The organism is Citrobacter sp. 21OH12SH02A-Citro, assembly GCF_027919895.1.
GTDB classification, from domain to species: domain Bacteria; phylum Pseudomonadota; class Gammaproteobacteria; order Enterobacterales; family Enterobacteriaceae; genus Citrobacter; species Citrobacter braakii.
Genome location: NZ_CP114801.1, coordinates 4,589,845 through 4,604,700 on the forward strand (window position 1 = coordinate 4,589,845; position 14,856 = coordinate 4,604,700).

Genomic DNA, 14,856 nt, shown 5'->3' on the forward strand with positions numbered 1-14,856 from the left:
GTTAATCCTGTTGTTTCGCGTTGGTCGGCAGCCAGAGGGTAAAGGTTGCGCCTTTGCCCTCAACGCTTGCCACATGAATGGTACCACCGTGCTGTTCAATTATGTTCTGCACTACCGCCAGCCCAAGGCCGGTTCCATCCGCTTTAGTCGTGAAGTAAGGCGTAAAAATGGCCTCCAGCTGTTCCGCGGCAATCCCTTTCCCGCTATCAATAACCATGATTTTAACGCGATCGCCGCTGCTTTCACTCGCTTCAACCGTAATCGTGCCCTGACGACCAATCGCATGAATGGCGTTCAGATACAGATTCAACAGAACCTGAGTCAGTCGGTCGGGATCGGCCTGAATAGCGGGCAGCGTGGAACTGGCCGATAAACGTAGCTGGATTTCCCGGCTTGCCGCATCCTGACTCACCAGGTTTAATGAGTGGGTGATGACCTCATTGAGATCCACCTGTTGCAACGTCAGATGCGCAGGTTTCACCAGCTCCAGCAGCTCGCTCACCACCCGATTTAAACGGTCCGCCTCTTTCGCCATCACCTGCGCCAGCTCATGCGACTCACCACCAGGCGGAGTTCGTTCAGCAAAATACTTCGCTAAACCCTTGATCGATGAAAGCGGGTTTCGAATCTCATGCGCGACCCCGGCCGCCAGATGCCCGAGCGCCATCAGTTTTTCTTTACGCTTCATCGCATCCTGCAGTTCTTTGTACGAGCGCTGATAGCGCTGATACCAGAAGAACGTCAGCACAGTGGCCAGCAGCACGGCCGCCAGCGCAGACAGGACGATCAGGGTGTTACGCCACTCTCTTGCCTGAGTCGCAGCCAGATCGCTGGCATCAAAAGCGATAAATATGGTTTGTGCGGGGGGGATAAGCTGTCCGTCATTGCTGGCACAGCGCGCCATGCCATGACGTCCTGGACCATACATCGGCTGAAACTGACGATAAATTTCCAGGACCGGTGTTTTTTCACCGTCCCCCGTAGGCATGTCAATATTCCGCCAGCTTTCTTGTTCCCCGGGGCTTAGTTGCCGCAGGACATCCGGTGAATAGAGCGTTTTACCGACCATCGCGGAATTGCTGTGAGTAATAATGACGCCATGATCGTCAACGACGGCAAACCATAGCACGCCTGGTTGTACGGCCATTTCCTCCAGCAGCGTCTGCTGTTGAGCATGATGCATGCGCATCCCCATACCTACGCGCGTACCAGACTCCAGAGCGCGGATGAGCACGCTGCCTTTTTCCAGTAGCGTTTGCCGCGCGGCGCCGCTTTCCCGCCCATAGTCCCGAATGGTCATAATCGAAAACCAACCGACCAAAATCAGGATTGCCGCCAGCAAGAGTCGGCTCAACCACTTGGCCGCCGTGTCCTTATAAAGACGCATACGCTCTCCCTTTATCCCACCCGTTCCTTTCATCGTTGCAGGTATACAGCAGAAATCATGCCATTTTTTCTCAGTGATAACCCTGCCCTCAGACACAAACCGCTGAAAGTAGCGGGTAAAAATGACCCGCCGGCGCGTTCTGGCGAGTCATTTTTACTCGTCGCCCTGTGAAGGCCACGACTACAACGCCCGCGGGAGCGGGATTGCCGCTTTGGCACGGAAGATGCAATAGGAAATGTAATCTAACCAACAGGAGAACGACCCATGAAACGGAACAACAAACTGGCGCTGATTGCACTCTCTCTTATCGCGTTGGGCTCTACCCCGGCGCTGGCGCAGAATCACTGGGGATATGGTGATGGAATGCAGCAACGAGGCGGTACGCCAATGACCACTGAGCAGCAGGCTACCGCGCAGAAAATCTATGATGATTACTACTCGCAGACCAACGCCTTGCGCCAACAGCTGACCTCTAAACGTTATGAGTACAACGCGTTGCTAACAGCCAGCTCGCCGGACACTGCAAAAATTAATGCCGTGGCAAAAGAGATGGAGGCGTTGAATCAGTCACTGGATGAGCAGCGCGTTAAACGCGATGTCGCAATGGCCCAGGCAGGCGTACCTCGCGGAGCGGGAATGGGCTACGGCGGGTGCGGCGGTGGCGGTAACCATCGCGGTGGCCATATGGGAATGGGCCACTGGTAAACGTTTTTTGCCGGATGGCGGCCTCACCTTATCTGGCCCGATGTCCTGGCATCAGGTTTTCAGAAGGTTTTGGCAGTAGGCTGCCAGTGACAAAAATCTTCATTAGCAACCAGCAGTAGCTGCGACCCTTCGGGCGCTTCCAGCCATGCCACACTCACTTCTACAGATGAATGGCTCTGGCGGCGCTCAATGTGGTTTATCGCCCACGATTCCAGATCGGGCTTCAGTGTTTCACCTTCACAGGTCGTGACTGTGTTATTCGCATGCCAGCGTCCCTGACGCAATATCACCCGTCCCTGACGCAACGCATCGCTGGTCTGGCGGATTTGATCGGCACGATAGCGGTAAAGCGCAATTTGATCGCTGGAAAGCTGCTGCTTTTGCCCATCGACTTCACGCTGCATGAAACTCAGTTCGCCCCGGTCATCGAAGCGTATACGGACATGTTCCGGTGGTTGACTGTAAGTGTTGAGTTCTATCAGCGAGAGCGAATCACCCTGCCAGCGGTATTCACTGGTGGTGGTATCGCCTTTACGCCACGGACTAAATACCGAGAGCAAGTGAACATCGTCGCTGGAATCTTTACGCCAAATGCGTACCGCCCCCTGATCGCCAACATAGCCGCTGGCCGTGAATGGAGGAAGCTCAGAGTGGCGACTACAGGCAGACAGTAACAGCACACCTGAAAGCCAAAGCGAATGACGCCAGATGGACAAAAGGGGCGAAACCGCCCCTTCGATAAAACTGTTCACTGCCACGCGAATTACTTAACCGCGTCTTTCAGTGCTTTACCAGAAACAAATGCCGGTACGTTAGCTGCGGCAATTTTGATTTCTTTACCGGTCTGCGGGTTGCGGCCAGTGCGCTCAGCACGGTGGTTCACTTTGAAGGTACCGAAACCAACCAGTTGTACAGCATCGCCTTCTTTCAGAGACTCAGTAATAGCAGCCAGAGTGGATTCCAGAGCAGCTTTAGCCTGTGTTTTAGACAGTTCTGCTTTGTCTGCAATTACATCAATCAGTTGAGTCTTGTTCATAAGTTATCCTTACAATGTGTTTATCGCTTGCTAAGCATCGAGTGCGACGGAAATGCCAGAAAAGCACTCTCCTGCATACACGCACCGATAGCCACTTTTTTTCGCCCCCCAAATGTAGACCAGACCGGGGGCGGATGGGAAGCCTTCAGGCACGACAAATCAGGCGTTAAATCACGTTTTATGGTGTCATTGCTGAAAATTTATACCAATATTGCTCTCGCCAGCCTCGCGCAGGTCTGCACGAAGCCCTTTTATCAGCTCAATATCGCGTTCTTCACAGTCGGCTAAAAGTCGGAAAATTTCCCACTGAATATCCCATTCTTGCTCAACGGCCGGGTTCTCTTTGAGCTCTTCATCGGTCATTTCGCGACCAGCCTGGGTCATTTCCAGCATCGCCACCGTCGTAATCGAAGCCTTACTAACCTCAATTGCATGTTCCAGCGTTTCACCGCTAAGACGCGAATGCATCAGTTCGCTTAATGCCACACAGGCATCAATCGCCGGATAAACGCCGTACAAATCGTAATCGTCTGCTGAAGGAATAGCCTCTTCAAATTTTTCCAACTGGCTATCGAAATTGATTTTCGCGTCTTTAACCGTCAGCGCTTCCCAAATCAAATCCAGAATTCGGCGGTAAATTTGTCCATCGCCAAATTCGGTTTGCTTACAGAACATGGCGTAGTTGGGGTACATGCGTTCGCACAGACAGGCCATAAACGTGACGTGCTGCCAGCTTTCAAGCTTCTCCAGACGCAGGTGAATCGGATTTTGTAACATGATGAGTTCTCAAATACGGAAATTAGCGGCAGTTTACCCGATATGGGGCGTTTTTGCTGCAAGCCGCGTAAAAGCAGGGCGTTCGGATGCCACCGCATCTGCCCAGCGTGTTGGTTCCGGCAGACGATAGCCGTTCATACAGCATTGTACCCACGCTAACGCGCTGTCCTGGCTCACGCGATGACCCGTAGAGATAAACAGCGGGTTACAGCGTGCTTTGCTGCGCCAAACCCATGCCAGCTGTTCGCCTTTATCCAACAACGGCGCTAACGCTCCGGGTTCGGCGGCGAGCGGCTCAAACTTGCCGCACAACCGTTTTTTCGCCACGCCAATCGTCGGGACATCCACCAGCAGGCCAAAATGGCTGGCCACGCCCAGACGGCGAGGGTGAGAAATCCCGTGACCGTCAACGAATAGCAGATCAGGCTTGTGCGAAAGCTGCTGCCAGGCGGCCATCAGCGCGGGTGTTTCGCGAAAGGAGAGAAAGCCAGGAATGTAGGGCATGGTGGTGGCGATTCGCGCCACCTTGTATTCAACCAGTTCCAGCGAGGGGTACTTCAGTAAGACCATCGCGGCTCGCGTCACTTCGCCCCCCTGCTCGAACCCAACGTCCGCCCCGCCGATCAGATCCGGCGGATCGCTCCTCAGGCGATCCTCGCGGATCACTGAAGAGGCCAGTTCAAGCTGCTGTGCGCGTAATGACGCAAGATCCATAATGACTCCTTAGCGGTGATACTGTTCCGACAACCGATGTACCGCCTCCACGAAGACACCCGCATGCTCTGGCGGGACATCCTGATGAATGCCGTGGCCCAGGTTAAAGACATGGCCTTCACCCTGACCAAAACCGGCCAGAATCGTCGTCACCTCTTCTTCGATGCGGGCTGGCGGCGCATACAGCATGGACGGATCCATATTGCCCTGCAGTGCCACTTTATGACCTACACGACGACGCGCATCGGCAATGTCAGTGGTCCAGTCCAGACCTAACGCATCACAGCCGGTTTCCGCCATCGCTTCCAGCCACTGACCACCGCCTTTGGTGAACAGCGTCACCGGTACGCGACGACCTTCGTTCTCGCGCATCAGGCCGTCGACGATTTTGTGCATGTAGTACAGGGAGAACTGCTGATAGTCGCGACCGGTCAGCACACCGCCCCAGGTGTCGAAAATCATTACCGACTGCGCGCCCGCTTTGATCTGCGCGTTCAGGTACAGAGTGACGCTCTTCGCCAGCTTATCAAGCAGCAGATGCAGCGCCTTTGGATCGGCGTACATCATCTTTTTAATCACGGTGAAGGCCTTACTACTGCCGCCTTCGACCATATAGGTAGCCAGTGTCCACGGGCTACCAGAGAAGCCGATCAGCGGCACTTCGCCTTTCAGTTCACGGCGGATAGTGCGCACCGCATTCATCACATAACCCAGTCCATCTTCCGGGTCCGGGATCGGCAGTTTGTCGACGTCAGCCTTGCTGACGATCGGTGAGGTAAAGCGTGGGCCCTCTCCTGCTTCAAAATACAGCCCAAGTCCCATCGCATCGGGAATCGTCAGGATATCCGAAAAGAGGATCGCCGCATCAAGCTTATAGCGACGCAGCGGCTGCAGCGTGACTTCGCAGGCCAGCTCGGCATTTTTGCACAGCGCCATAAAATCGCCCGCTTCGGCGCGCGTGGCTTTATATTCCGGTAGATAGCGGCCCGCCTGGCGCATCATCCATACCGGAGTGACATCAACGGGCTGGCGCAGCAGCGCACGCAGATAACGATCGTTCTTCAGTTCGGTCATTTTTCCATTCCTTGAGCTATTTCACGCCAGTGTAACATGTGTGTCACTCATACTCTGCTCGGCAGAGGGCGACGGTATCTTCAATCAATCGACGCGCGACGGTGCCCGGCGGGGGCAGGAGCGGTAAATCGTCGTAGCGATACCAGTTCGCTTCCAGCAGTTCTTTCGGGTCAATAACAATTTCGCCGCTATCATACTCTGCCATAAATGCGGTCATCAAAGACTGTGGGAACGGCCACGGCTGAGAAGTGACGTAGCGCAGGTTTTTCACCTTAATGCCGCTCTCTTCCATGACTTCGCGCGCCACCGCCTGCTCGAGGGTCTCGCCCACTTCGACAAAACCCGCCAGCACGGTATGCACGCCGTTACGATGGCGAACATGTTGGGCAAGCAGGATAGCGTCGTCACGGCGAATAGCGACGATAATGCAGGGGGCAATTTGCGGGTAGTAGCGTTCTCGACAGTGGCTACACAGCATCGCCCATTCCGTTTTACTCGGGTGCATGGGATGACCGCAGTAACCGCAGAATTTATGTGAGCGGTAGAACTCGGCCAGTTGTACGCCGCGTCCGGCCAGTTGAAACAGGCCAACATCCTGGTCAATGACCTGGCGCACAGACCCCATATCGTGCCGACGCTGCTGCTGCACCAGCCAGACCGTCTCCCCTTCCCATTCGCCTATAGGAAGTGCGCGCTGCCCGGTTAGATCAAAACTTGCTGCGTCGCCGTAAGGCAGTTCGCCATGAGGCAACCATAACTTTTGCTCATGACTGACAATCCACCAGCCGCTATCTAATTTTTCAATTATACGATCCATATCTCTTGCGCAACCTTTGCTTCACAGGCATGTTGTTTACATTATTTTTACATTTACGGGTGAGCCGTTCCTAAACACCATCTTGCGGAGTCAATCATGCTAAACCAGCTGGAAAGCCTGACGGAGCACGTCGGAGGAAGTAACAAACTGGTTGATCGCTGGCTACATGTACGTAAGCACCTGCTCGTGGCTTACTACAATCTGGTTGGCATTAAGCCAGGCAAAGAATCGTACATGCGGCTCAATGAAAAGGCGCTGGATGATTTTTGCCAGAGCCTGGTCGATTACCTTTCCACCGGACACTTCAGTATTTATGAACGTATTCTCCATAAATTGGAAGGGAACGGGCAGCTTTTAAAAGCCACAAAAATTTGGCCGCTCCTGGAAGCCAATACGCAACTGATCATGGACTACTATGATTCCAGTCTGGAGACCGCCATTGATCACGATAACTTCCTTGAATTTCAACAGGCCTTATCGGATATCGGCGAGGCGCTGGAAGCCCGGTTCGTGCTGGAAGATAAGCTGATCATGCTGGTTTTTGATGCGATGCACGAGAGTGGCATGATCAAACGTCCTGCTTGAGATTTGCGACATTAACGCGTAATTTACATTCATTACCTCTTTTTGAGGTTACTTCTTGTCGGAGTGCTTATTTTCCACAGCAGCATGAGTGGAAAAGGCTGAGACCGTTAATTCGGGATCCGCGGAACCTGATCAGGTTAAAACCTGCGAAGGGAACAAGAGTCAATCTACAACCGTATCGCCCTTTGGCGTTCGTCTCTCTTGCTTCATCCGTCGTCTGACAAGCCATATCCTTACTTTTATTTGGAATGAGCTATGTCTGCCACTACTAAACCATCACGCCGCGAACAGCGCGCCCAAGCCCAACACTTTATCGACACGCTGGAAGGTACCGCCTTTCCTAACTCAAAACGCATCTACATCACCGGTTCGCAGGCGGATATTCGCATCCCGATGCGCGAAATCCAGCTAAGTCCTACGCTGATTGGTGGTACGAAAGACAACCCGCAGTTTGAAGAGAACGAAGCCGTGCCGGTGTACGACACCTCCGGGCCGTACGGCGATCCTGATGTGGCGATTAACGTTCAGCAGGGTCTGGCGAAACTGCGCCAGCCGTGGATTGCGGCGCGTAATGATAGCGAAGAATTAGACGACCGTAGCTCCGCTTATACCAAAGAACGTCTGGCCGACGATGGCCTGGACGAGCTGCGTTTCAGCGGCCTGCTGACGCCAAAACGCGCCAAAGCCGGCAAGCGCGTTACCCAGTTGCACTATGCCCGTCAGGGGATGGTTACCCCGGAGATGGAATTTATCGCCATCCGTGAAAACATGGGCCGCGAGCGCATTCGTAGTGAAGTGCTGCGCCATCAGCATCCAGGGATGAACTTTGGCGCTCGCCTGCCGGAAAACATCACCCCGGAATTCGTGCGTGATGAAGTCGCTGCGGGCCGCGCGATTATTCCTGCCAACATCAACCACCCGGAATCCGAGCCGATGATCATCGGCCGCAACTTCCTGGTGAAGGTGAACGCCAACATCGGTAACTCGGCGGTGACCTCCTCCATTGAAGAAGAGGTGGAGAAGCTGGTGTGGTCGACCCGCTGGGGCGCAGATACGGTAATGGACCTCTCCACCGGCCGCTATATTCACGAAACCCGCGAGTGGATCCTGCGTAACAGCCCGGTGCCGATCGGTACCGTACCGATCTACCAGGCGCTGGAGAAGGTTAACGGGATCGCTGAAGATCTCACCTGGGAAGCCTTCCGCGACACGCTGCTCGAACAAGCCGAACAGGGCGTCGACTACTTCACCATTCACGCGGGCGTACTGCTGCGCTACGTGCCGATGACCGCCAAACGCCTGACAGGTATTGTCTCGCGCGGCGGTTCGATCATGGCGAAATGGTGTCTCTCTCATCACAAAGAGAACTTCCTGTTTGAACATTTCCGCGAGATTTGCGAAATCTGTGCCGCCTATGACGTTTCGCTCTCTCTCGGCGACGGCCTGCGTCCAGGCTCGATTCAGGATGCCAACGACGAGGCGCAGTTCTCCGAGCTGCATACGCTGGGCGAACTGACCAAAATCGCCTGGGAATACGACGTGCAGGTGATGATTGAAGGCCCGGGTCATGTGCCGATGCATATGATCCAGCGCAATATGACCGAAGAGCTGGAGCACTGCCATGAAGCGCCGTTCTACACCTTAGGGCCGTTGACGACAGATATCGCGCCGGGCTATGACCACTTCACCTCCGGCATTGGTGCGGCGATGATCGGCTGGTTTGGCTGTGCGATGCTGTGCTACGTCACGCCAAAAGAGCACCTTGGCCTGCCGAACAAAGAAGACGTGAAGCAAGGGCTGATTACCTACAAGATTGCCGCCCATGCCGCTGATTTAGCCAAAGGCCATCCGGGAGCGCAGATCCGCGATAACGCCATGTCGAAAGCGCGCTTCGAATTCCGCTGGGAAGACCAGTTTAACCTCGCACTCGACCCATTCACCGCCCGCGCCTATCACGATGAAACCCTGCCACAGGAGTCCGGCAAGGTTGCCCACTTCTGCTCCATGTGCGGGCCGAAGTTCTGCTCGATGAAAATCAGCCAGGAGGTCCGCGACTACGCCGCCGCACAAACCATTGAAATCGGAATGGCGGATATGTCGGAGAACTTCCTCGCCAAAGGCGGCGAAATCTACCTCAAAAAAGAGGAGGCGTGATGTACCAGCCTGATTTCCCGACCGTGCCGTTCCGCCTCGGGCTTTACCCGGTGGTAGACAGCGTTGAATGGATTGAACGCTTGCTGCAGGCTGGTGTGCGCACGATCCAACTGCGCATTAAAGATAAACGTGATGAAGAGGTCGAAGCCGACGTCATTGCCGCCATTGAGCTGGGGCGTCGCTATGATGCTCGCCTGTTTATCAACGATTACTGGAGTCTGGCAATTAAGCACAACGCGTACGGCGTGCATTTGGGCCAGGAAGACCTCGAAACCACCGACCTGAAGGCGATTCAGGCGGCGGGGCTACGCCTGGGTGTTTCCACTCACGATGATATGGAGATAGACGTAGCGCTGGCTGCTAAGCCTTCTTATATCGCGCTGGGTCATGTCTTCCCGACGCAAACCAAGCAGATGCCGTCGGCCCCGCAGGGTCTCACGCAGTTGGCAAGCCATAGTAAACGACTGGCGGATTACCCTACTGTCGCTATCGGCGGCATCAGCCTTGAGCGCGCCCCAGCGGTGCTGGCGACCGGCGTTGGCAGCATTGCCGTGGTCAGCGCCATAACCCACGCCGCAGACTGGCAGGCAGCCACAGCGCAGCTACTGGACATTGCGGGAGCCGGCGATGAATGACCGCGATTTTATGCGCTACAGCCGCCAGATCCTGCTCGGCGACATTGCCATTGAGGGCCAACAAAAGCTGCTCGATAGCCATGTGCTGATCGTCGGTTTAGGTGGACTCGGCTCGCCTGCGGCACTGTATCTGGCGGGAGCGGGCGTCGGCACGCTGACGTTGGCGGACGATGATGACGTTCACCTGAGCAACCTGCAACGGCAAATATTGTTCACCACCGATGATATCGCCCGCCCGAAAGCACAGGCGGCAAAGCGACATCTGGCACGCCTTAATCCGGACAGCGAGCTGGTCGTCCTTGAGCAGCGGCTGACCGGTGAGGCGCTCCGGCATGCGGTAGCGCGTGCCGACGTGGTGCTCGACTGTACCGACAACATGGCGACGCGCCAGGAAATTAACGCCGCCTGCGTGATGCTCAACACTCCGCTCATCACCGCCAGCGCTGTGGGCTTTGGCGGCCAGCTAATGGTACTGACGCCACCGTGGGAACAAGGCTGTTACCGTTGCCTGTGGCCGGATGATGTAGAGCCGGAACGCAACTGCCGCACCGCCGGCATCGTCGGCCCGGTTGTGGGCGTGATGGGCACCTTGCAGGCGCTGGAGGCGATTAAATTACTCAGCGGCATTGAAACTCCCAATGGAGAGCTACGCCTGTTCGACGGTAAAACCAGCCAGTGGCGCAGCCTCGCGCTGCGTCGTGCCAGCGGCTGCCCGGTCTGCGGAGGACAACATGCAGATTCAGTTCAATGATGAGCCGATGCAGTGCGCCGAGGGACAAACCGTCAGCGGGCTGCTCACTGCGCTAAATCAACTTAAACCGGGAGCGGCGCTGGCGCTCAATCAGCAGATCCTGCCGCGCGAGCAGTGGGAGCAGCAAATCGTGCAGGAAGGCGACCAGATCCTGCTTTTTCAGGTTATTGCAGGGGGTTGATATGTTACGTATTGCCGACAAAACGTTTGATTCACATCTGTTCACCGGCACCGGAAAATTTGCTTCGTCGCAGCTGATGGTCGAGGCGATCCGCGCCTCCGGCAGCCAACTGGTGACGCTGGCGATGAAGCGTGTGGATTTACGCCAGCACAACGATGCCATTCTGGCCCCACTTATCGACGCGGGGGTGACGCTACTGCCTAACACCTCTGGGGCGAAAACCGCGGAAGAGGCTATTTTCGCCGCCCAGCTGGCGCGTGAAGCGCTGGGCACAAACTGGCTAAAATTAGAAATCCACCCGGACGCCCGCTGGCTATTGCCGGATCCGATTGAAACGTTAAAAGCCGCGGAAGCATTGGTGAAACAGGGCTTTGTGGTGCTGCCCTACTGCGGCGCGGATCCGGTGCTGTGTAAGCGGCTGGAAGAGGTCGGCTGCGCGGCGGTAATGCCGCTCGGCGCGCCCATCGGTTCTAATCAGGGACTGGAAACGAAAGCGATGCTGGAGATTATTATCCAACAGGCAACCGTACCGGTGGTGGTTGATGCGGGTATCGGCGTCCCCAGCCACGCCACACAGGCGCTGGAAATGGGTGCCGACGCAGTGCTGGTCAACACGGCAATCGCCGTGGCCGACTGCCCGGTCACGATGGCTACCGCCTTCCGTCTGGCGGTTGAAGCGGGCCTTCTGGCGCGCCAGGCGGTACCAGGAAGCAAAAGTTCGCAGGCAAGCGCCACCAGCCCGTTAACCGGATTCCTGGAGGCCTTCGTATGAAAACGTTCAGCGACCGCTGGCGCCAGCTTGACTGGGATGACATCCGCCTGCGTATCAACGGTAAAACCGCCGCTGACGTGGAGCACGCCCTCAACGCTTCACAGCTTAGTCGCGACGATCTGATGGCGTTGCTCTCCCCTGCCGCCGCCGACTTTCTGGAGCCGTTGGCACAGCGAGCGCAGCGCCTGACCCGGCAGCGCTTCGGCAACACGGTCAGCTTTTATGTTCCGCTGTATCTCTCAAATCTTTGCGCCAACGACTGCACCTACTGCGGCTTTTCCATGAGCAACCGTATCAAACGCAAAACGCTGGACGAAGATGAGATAAAACGAGAGTGTACCGCTATCCGTGAGCTGGGTTTTGAGCATCTGTTGTTGGTCACCGGTGAACATCAGGCAAAAGTCGGAATGGATTACTTTCGTCGCCATTTGCCCACCATTCGCCGCCAGTTTGCCTCATTGCAGATGGAAGTTCAGCCGCTGTCAGAGGCTGAATATGCGGAGCTGAAGACGCTGGGACTGGATGGCGTGATGGTGTATCAGGAGAGCTATCATGAGGCGATTTACGCTCGCCACCATCTGAAGGGGAAAAAGCAGGATTTCTTCTGGCGACTGGAAACGCCGGACAGGCTGGGCCGCGCAGGGATCGACAAAATCGGTCTTGGCGCGTTGATTGGTTTGTCCGACAGCTGGCGGGTCGATTGCTATATGGTAGCTGAACATCTGCTGTGGATGCAGCAGCATTACTGGCAGAGCCGCTACTCCATCTCCTTCCCTCGCCTGCGCCCATGCACCGGTGGCGTTGAACCCGCATCGATCATGGACGAGCGACAGTTGGTCCAAACCATTTGCGCGTTTCGTTTACTGGCGCCAGAAATTGAGCTGTCGCTCTCCACCCGCGAATCGCCATGGTTCCGTGATCATGTGATCCCGCTGGCGATCAACAACGTCAGCGCCTTCTCAAAAACACAGCCCGGCGGTTATGCCGATAACCATCCTGAACTGGAACAGTTCTCCCCACACGACGCCCGTCGCCCAGAAGCCGTTGCTGAAGCACTAATGGCGCAGGGGTTACAGCCCGTGTGGAAGGACTGGGACAGCTATCTGGGACGCGCTTCGCAGATGCCGTAAGTCCGGAGCAATCGCATAAAACGAAAAAACCCGCTTTCGCGGGTTTTTTCTTCACTGTCACTTAACTGCTCAGGCTCTGGCCTTCATCGCTATCGTAAGCATTAGTGAAATTATCGGCGATTACAGCGCGACAACGTTAACAGCAGACGGGCCTTTAGCGCCATTCTCCACAGAGAACTCCACTTTTTGACCTTCGTCTAATGTTTTAAAATCGTTACTCTGGATAGCAGAGAAATGCACAAACACGTCCTTGCTACCGTCCTGAGGAGTGATAAAGCCGAAGCCTTTCTCAGAGTTAAACCATTTTACTAAACCAGTCATTTTGTTAGACATAGATACTTCCTTTCATATTTTTGAGCCGCTTAAGCAGCGAAGATGGCCTGTTTTGCAGAAATTAACTTATGGGGCACTTAGGGAGGAGGCTCATGAAGAAGAGTATCTGAGGATAACGCTTGAACTGAGAACTGCTTTACTAAAACTGCTTTCATAAGGTCTGTGTATCAAACCGATGTCGCTATAGTAGACTTACTTCTAATCAATAAGCAAGCATTAATTTATTTAATAATCGATTAGCGCCGAAATGTTACACCATCGCGGTTGAGCATTTCAGGTAACAACTTGATCTAAAATGAACAAAAGCCCTGACCATTGCAGTCAGGGCTTTAAGTTACTACACACTTCAAATTTAACATTAATAAACTTAACGATTTAATACTGCTGATGGTACTACTTTAAAATGTACACGTTTACTACAGATAATATTGGATATTGATACTAACTAAAACCGTCCTCTATTTACCGTTAAACACATTCCACCCGCTTGATAATAGAACTCAAGGCTGGTGACCTAAACAAGTACACTTCCCCTCGCGACATATACTCTTTGATGCGTTGCCTTATTTCCCTTGCGATAACCAGAAAACAGAAACCGCAAACATTTACTATTAAATCATGGCGTTACATCGTCGCGTTTTACTAACTATTTGCGATTAGATATATCAACTACGTGGCCTGAAAGCATTGTCGAGGTGAATAAATAGCGTTTTCAGCATCGACTATCCCATACAAAAATACTTCGTGGCCTTTATCGCAACCCCCAATCAAGCTCTACTAACACTTACTACGTTAACAGCAAACTACAATTTCTCCGCTGTTAAGTATTAACATACGGGTTTAAAAAACGCTGTCAATACTGTTTTTTATAACATGTCTTTATTAACAGTGATTATATATTCCTGCATATGATAAATGGGTCAACAATCGCCAAATCAGGGCCAGATCGTAGGGTTGAGCCTCTTTTTGTAACCGGTTTCAGAAAAAGTGACTTTCTTTGTGATGCTTTGCACACAATCGTTGCAAAGCAGTTGTTGCTGCGGCTGGCTCGCGATAATTATCAACCCACACATGTTGATCGAGACTGCTTATGAAAAACATCGTTTTATGCTGTGCCGCCGGAATGTCCACCAGCATGCTGGTGCAAAAGATGAAAGATGCCGCCCAGAAAAAAGGTGTCGACGTCACTATCAAAGCGGTCCCGGTGGCTGAGTTTGAAGAGAATATCGCCACCGCGGATATCGTATTGCTCGGCCCACAGGTTAAGTATGAACAGGCCAAGCTGCAGGCGCTCGCCGACCCGCTAGGAAAAAAAGTCGCCGTTATCGATATGATGGATTACGGCATGATGAAAGGCGATGCGGTACTGGACAAAGCGCTGAAACTACTGGAGTGATGGCATGGAAGAGTTAGAAACGATCATCATGGAATTATTGGTAAACGCCGGAGCTGCGCGCAGTCAAGCCCTGACGGCGTTGCAACTGGCGCGTAAAGGTGATTTCGCCGGGGCAGAACACGCGATGATGGAATCTCGCGAGTATGTTAAACAAGCGCATAAAATCCAGACCCAACTGATCGGAATTGACGAAGGTACCGGCAAACTACCGGTTAATCTCATCACCGTCCATTCCCAGGACCACCTGATGAATGCCATGGTGATTCAGGATCTGGCAGGCGATATGATTGAACTGTATCGACGCTTGCCACCAGTAAACTGATCGGATGGCGTAAGCCGTAGGCCTCATAAGCCTGGCGTCATCATGCCGGATGGCAGCTGATGCCTTATCCGGCCAACATAATACATC

General features: G+C 54.0%; 18 protein-coding genes and 1 riboswitch. Of the genes, 10 read left to right on the forward strand and 8 right to left on the reverse strand.

The window, feature by feature from the left end:
• Position 1: 1 nt before the first annotated feature.
• Positions 2-1,387, reverse strand: coding sequence for a two-component system sensor histidine kinase ZraS (zraS, locus tag O6D90_RS22085; protein ID WP_016157949.1), 1,386 nt, complete (start codon positions 1,385-1,387; stop codon positions 2-4).
• A gap of 264 nt (positions 1,388-1,651) precedes the next feature.
• On the opposite strand from zraS, the gene zraP reads away from it, so the two are divergent.
• Positions 1,652-2,092 (forward strand): zinc resistance sensor/chaperone ZraP, encoded by a 441-nt coding sequence (zraP, locus tag O6D90_RS22090; RefSeq protein WP_016155316.1) that lies wholly within the window; start codon positions 1,652-1,654, stop codon positions 2,090-2,092.
• 59 nt (positions 2,093-2,151) lie between these two features.
• On the opposite strand, the gene O6D90_RS22095 is transcribed toward zraP, so the two are convergent.
• The 6 genes from O6D90_RS22095 to nudC form a co-directional block, all read right to left on the reverse strand.
• Positions 2,152-2,844: a DUF1481 domain-containing protein gene (locus O6D90_RS22095; RefSeq protein WP_016155315.1), complete on the reverse strand. Its 693-nt coding sequence runs from the start codon at positions 2,842-2,844 to the stop codon at positions 2,152-2,154.
• A gap of 11 nt (positions 2,845-2,855) precedes the next feature.
• Positions 2,856-3,128 carry a nucleoid-associated protein HU-alpha gene (gene hupA / locus O6D90_RS22100; protein WP_001044509.1) on the reverse strand — a complete coding sequence of 91 codons (273 nt, stop codon included), beginning with the start codon at positions 3,126-3,128 and terminating at the stop codon, positions 2,856-2,858.
• Positions 3,129-3,314: 186 nt separating this feature from the next.
• A complete protein-coding gene (locus O6D90_RS22105; protein ID WP_003842015.1) occupies positions 3,315-3,905 on the reverse strand; it encodes a YjaG family protein in 591 nt (196 codons plus the stop codon).
• Between the two features lie 33 nt (positions 3,906-3,938).
• On the reverse strand, positions 3,939-4,619 hold the full coding sequence (gene nfi, locus O6D90_RS22110) for a deoxyribonuclease V (RefSeq protein ID WP_016157948.1): 681 nt from the start codon (positions 4,617-4,619) through the stop codon (positions 3,939-3,941).
• Positions 4,620-4,628: 9 nt separating this feature from the next.
• Positions 4,629-5,693, reverse strand: coding sequence for a uroporphyrinogen decarboxylase (hemE, locus tag O6D90_RS22115; protein ID WP_016157947.1), 1,065 nt, complete (start codon positions 5,691-5,693; stop codon positions 4,629-4,631).
• Positions 5,694-5,736: 43 nt separating this feature from the next.
• Positions 5,737-6,510 carry an NAD(+) diphosphatase gene (nudC, locus tag O6D90_RS22120; protein WP_016155312.1) on the reverse strand — a complete coding sequence of 258 codons (774 nt, stop codon included), beginning with the start codon at positions 6,508-6,510 and terminating at the stop codon, positions 5,737-5,739.
• A gap of 96 nt (positions 6,511-6,606) precedes the next feature.
• On the opposite strand from nudC, the gene O6D90_RS22125 reads away from it, so the two are divergent.
• The 7 genes from O6D90_RS22125 to thiH all read left to right on the forward strand — a co-directional run bounded on the left by O6D90_RS22125 (position 6,607) and on the right by thiH (position 12,718).
• On the forward strand, positions 6,607-7,095 hold the full coding sequence (locus O6D90_RS22125; protein ID WP_016155311.1) for an Rsd/AlgQ family anti-sigma factor: 489 nt from the start codon (positions 6,607-6,609) through the stop codon (positions 7,093-7,095).
• A 49-nt stretch (positions 7,096-7,144) separates the two neighbouring features.
• Positions 7,145-7,267: riboswitch (TPP riboswitch) on the forward strand.
• Positions 7,268-7,350: 83 nt separating this feature from the next.
• A complete protein-coding gene (thiC, locus tag O6D90_RS22130; protein WP_016157946.1) occupies positions 7,351-9,249 on the forward strand; it encodes a phosphomethylpyrimidine synthase ThiC in 1,899 nt (632 codons plus the stop codon).
• Positions 9,249-9,884, forward strand: a complete 636-nt coding sequence (gene thiE / locus O6D90_RS22135; RefSeq protein WP_016157945.1) for a thiamine phosphate synthase — start codon at positions 9,249-9,251, stop codon at positions 9,882-9,884. Before thiC ends, thiE begins: the two co-directional genes overlap by 1 nt.
• Entirely contained in the window at positions 9,877-10,635 is a 759-nt protein-coding gene (locus O6D90_RS22140) for a HesA/MoeB/ThiF family protein (RefSeq protein ID WP_016155308.1), read from the forward strand. Before thiE ends, O6D90_RS22140 begins: the two co-directional genes overlap by 8 nt.
• Complete coding sequence (thiS, locus tag O6D90_RS22145) at positions 10,616-10,816, forward strand: sulfur carrier protein ThiS (RefSeq protein ID WP_016155307.1); 201 nt, start codon at positions 10,616-10,618, stop codon at positions 10,814-10,816. The genes O6D90_RS22140 and thiS overlap by 20 nt, the downstream gene beginning before the upstream one ends.
• 1 nt (position 10,817) lies before the next feature.
• Positions 10,818-11,588: a thiazole synthase gene (gene thiG, locus O6D90_RS22150; RefSeq protein ID WP_016157944.1), complete on the forward strand. Its 771-nt coding sequence runs from the start codon at positions 10,818-10,820 to the stop codon at positions 11,586-11,588.
• Entirely contained in the window at positions 11,585-12,718 is a 1,134-nt protein-coding gene (gene thiH, locus O6D90_RS22155; protein WP_016157943.1) for a 2-iminoacetate synthase ThiH, read from the forward strand. The genes thiG and thiH overlap by 4 nt, the downstream gene beginning before the upstream one ends.
• Positions 12,719-12,838: 120 nt before the next feature.
• On the opposite strand, the gene cspE is transcribed toward thiH, so the two are convergent.
• Positions 12,839-13,051, reverse strand: coding sequence for a transcription antiterminator/RNA stability regulator CspE (gene cspE / locus O6D90_RS22160; RefSeq protein WP_016155304.1), 213 nt, complete (start codon positions 13,049-13,051; stop codon positions 12,839-12,841).
• Between the two features lie 1,090 nt (positions 13,052-14,141).
• Between cspE and O6D90_RS22165 the strand changes: the two genes are divergently transcribed.
• The gene (locus O6D90_RS22165; protein ID WP_016155303.1) at positions 14,142-14,447 is read left to right on the forward strand and encodes a PTS sugar transporter subunit IIB; all 306 of its coding nucleotides are present in this window, start codon (positions 14,142-14,144) and stop codon (positions 14,445-14,447) included.
• A 4-nt stretch (positions 14,448-14,451) separates the two neighbouring features.
• On the forward strand, positions 14,452-14,769 hold the full coding sequence (locus tag O6D90_RS22170; RefSeq protein WP_016155302.1) for a PTS lactose/cellobiose transporter subunit IIA: 318 nt from the start codon (positions 14,452-14,454) through the stop codon (positions 14,767-14,769).
• The last annotated feature ends 87 nt before the right edge of the window (positions 14,770-14,856 follow it).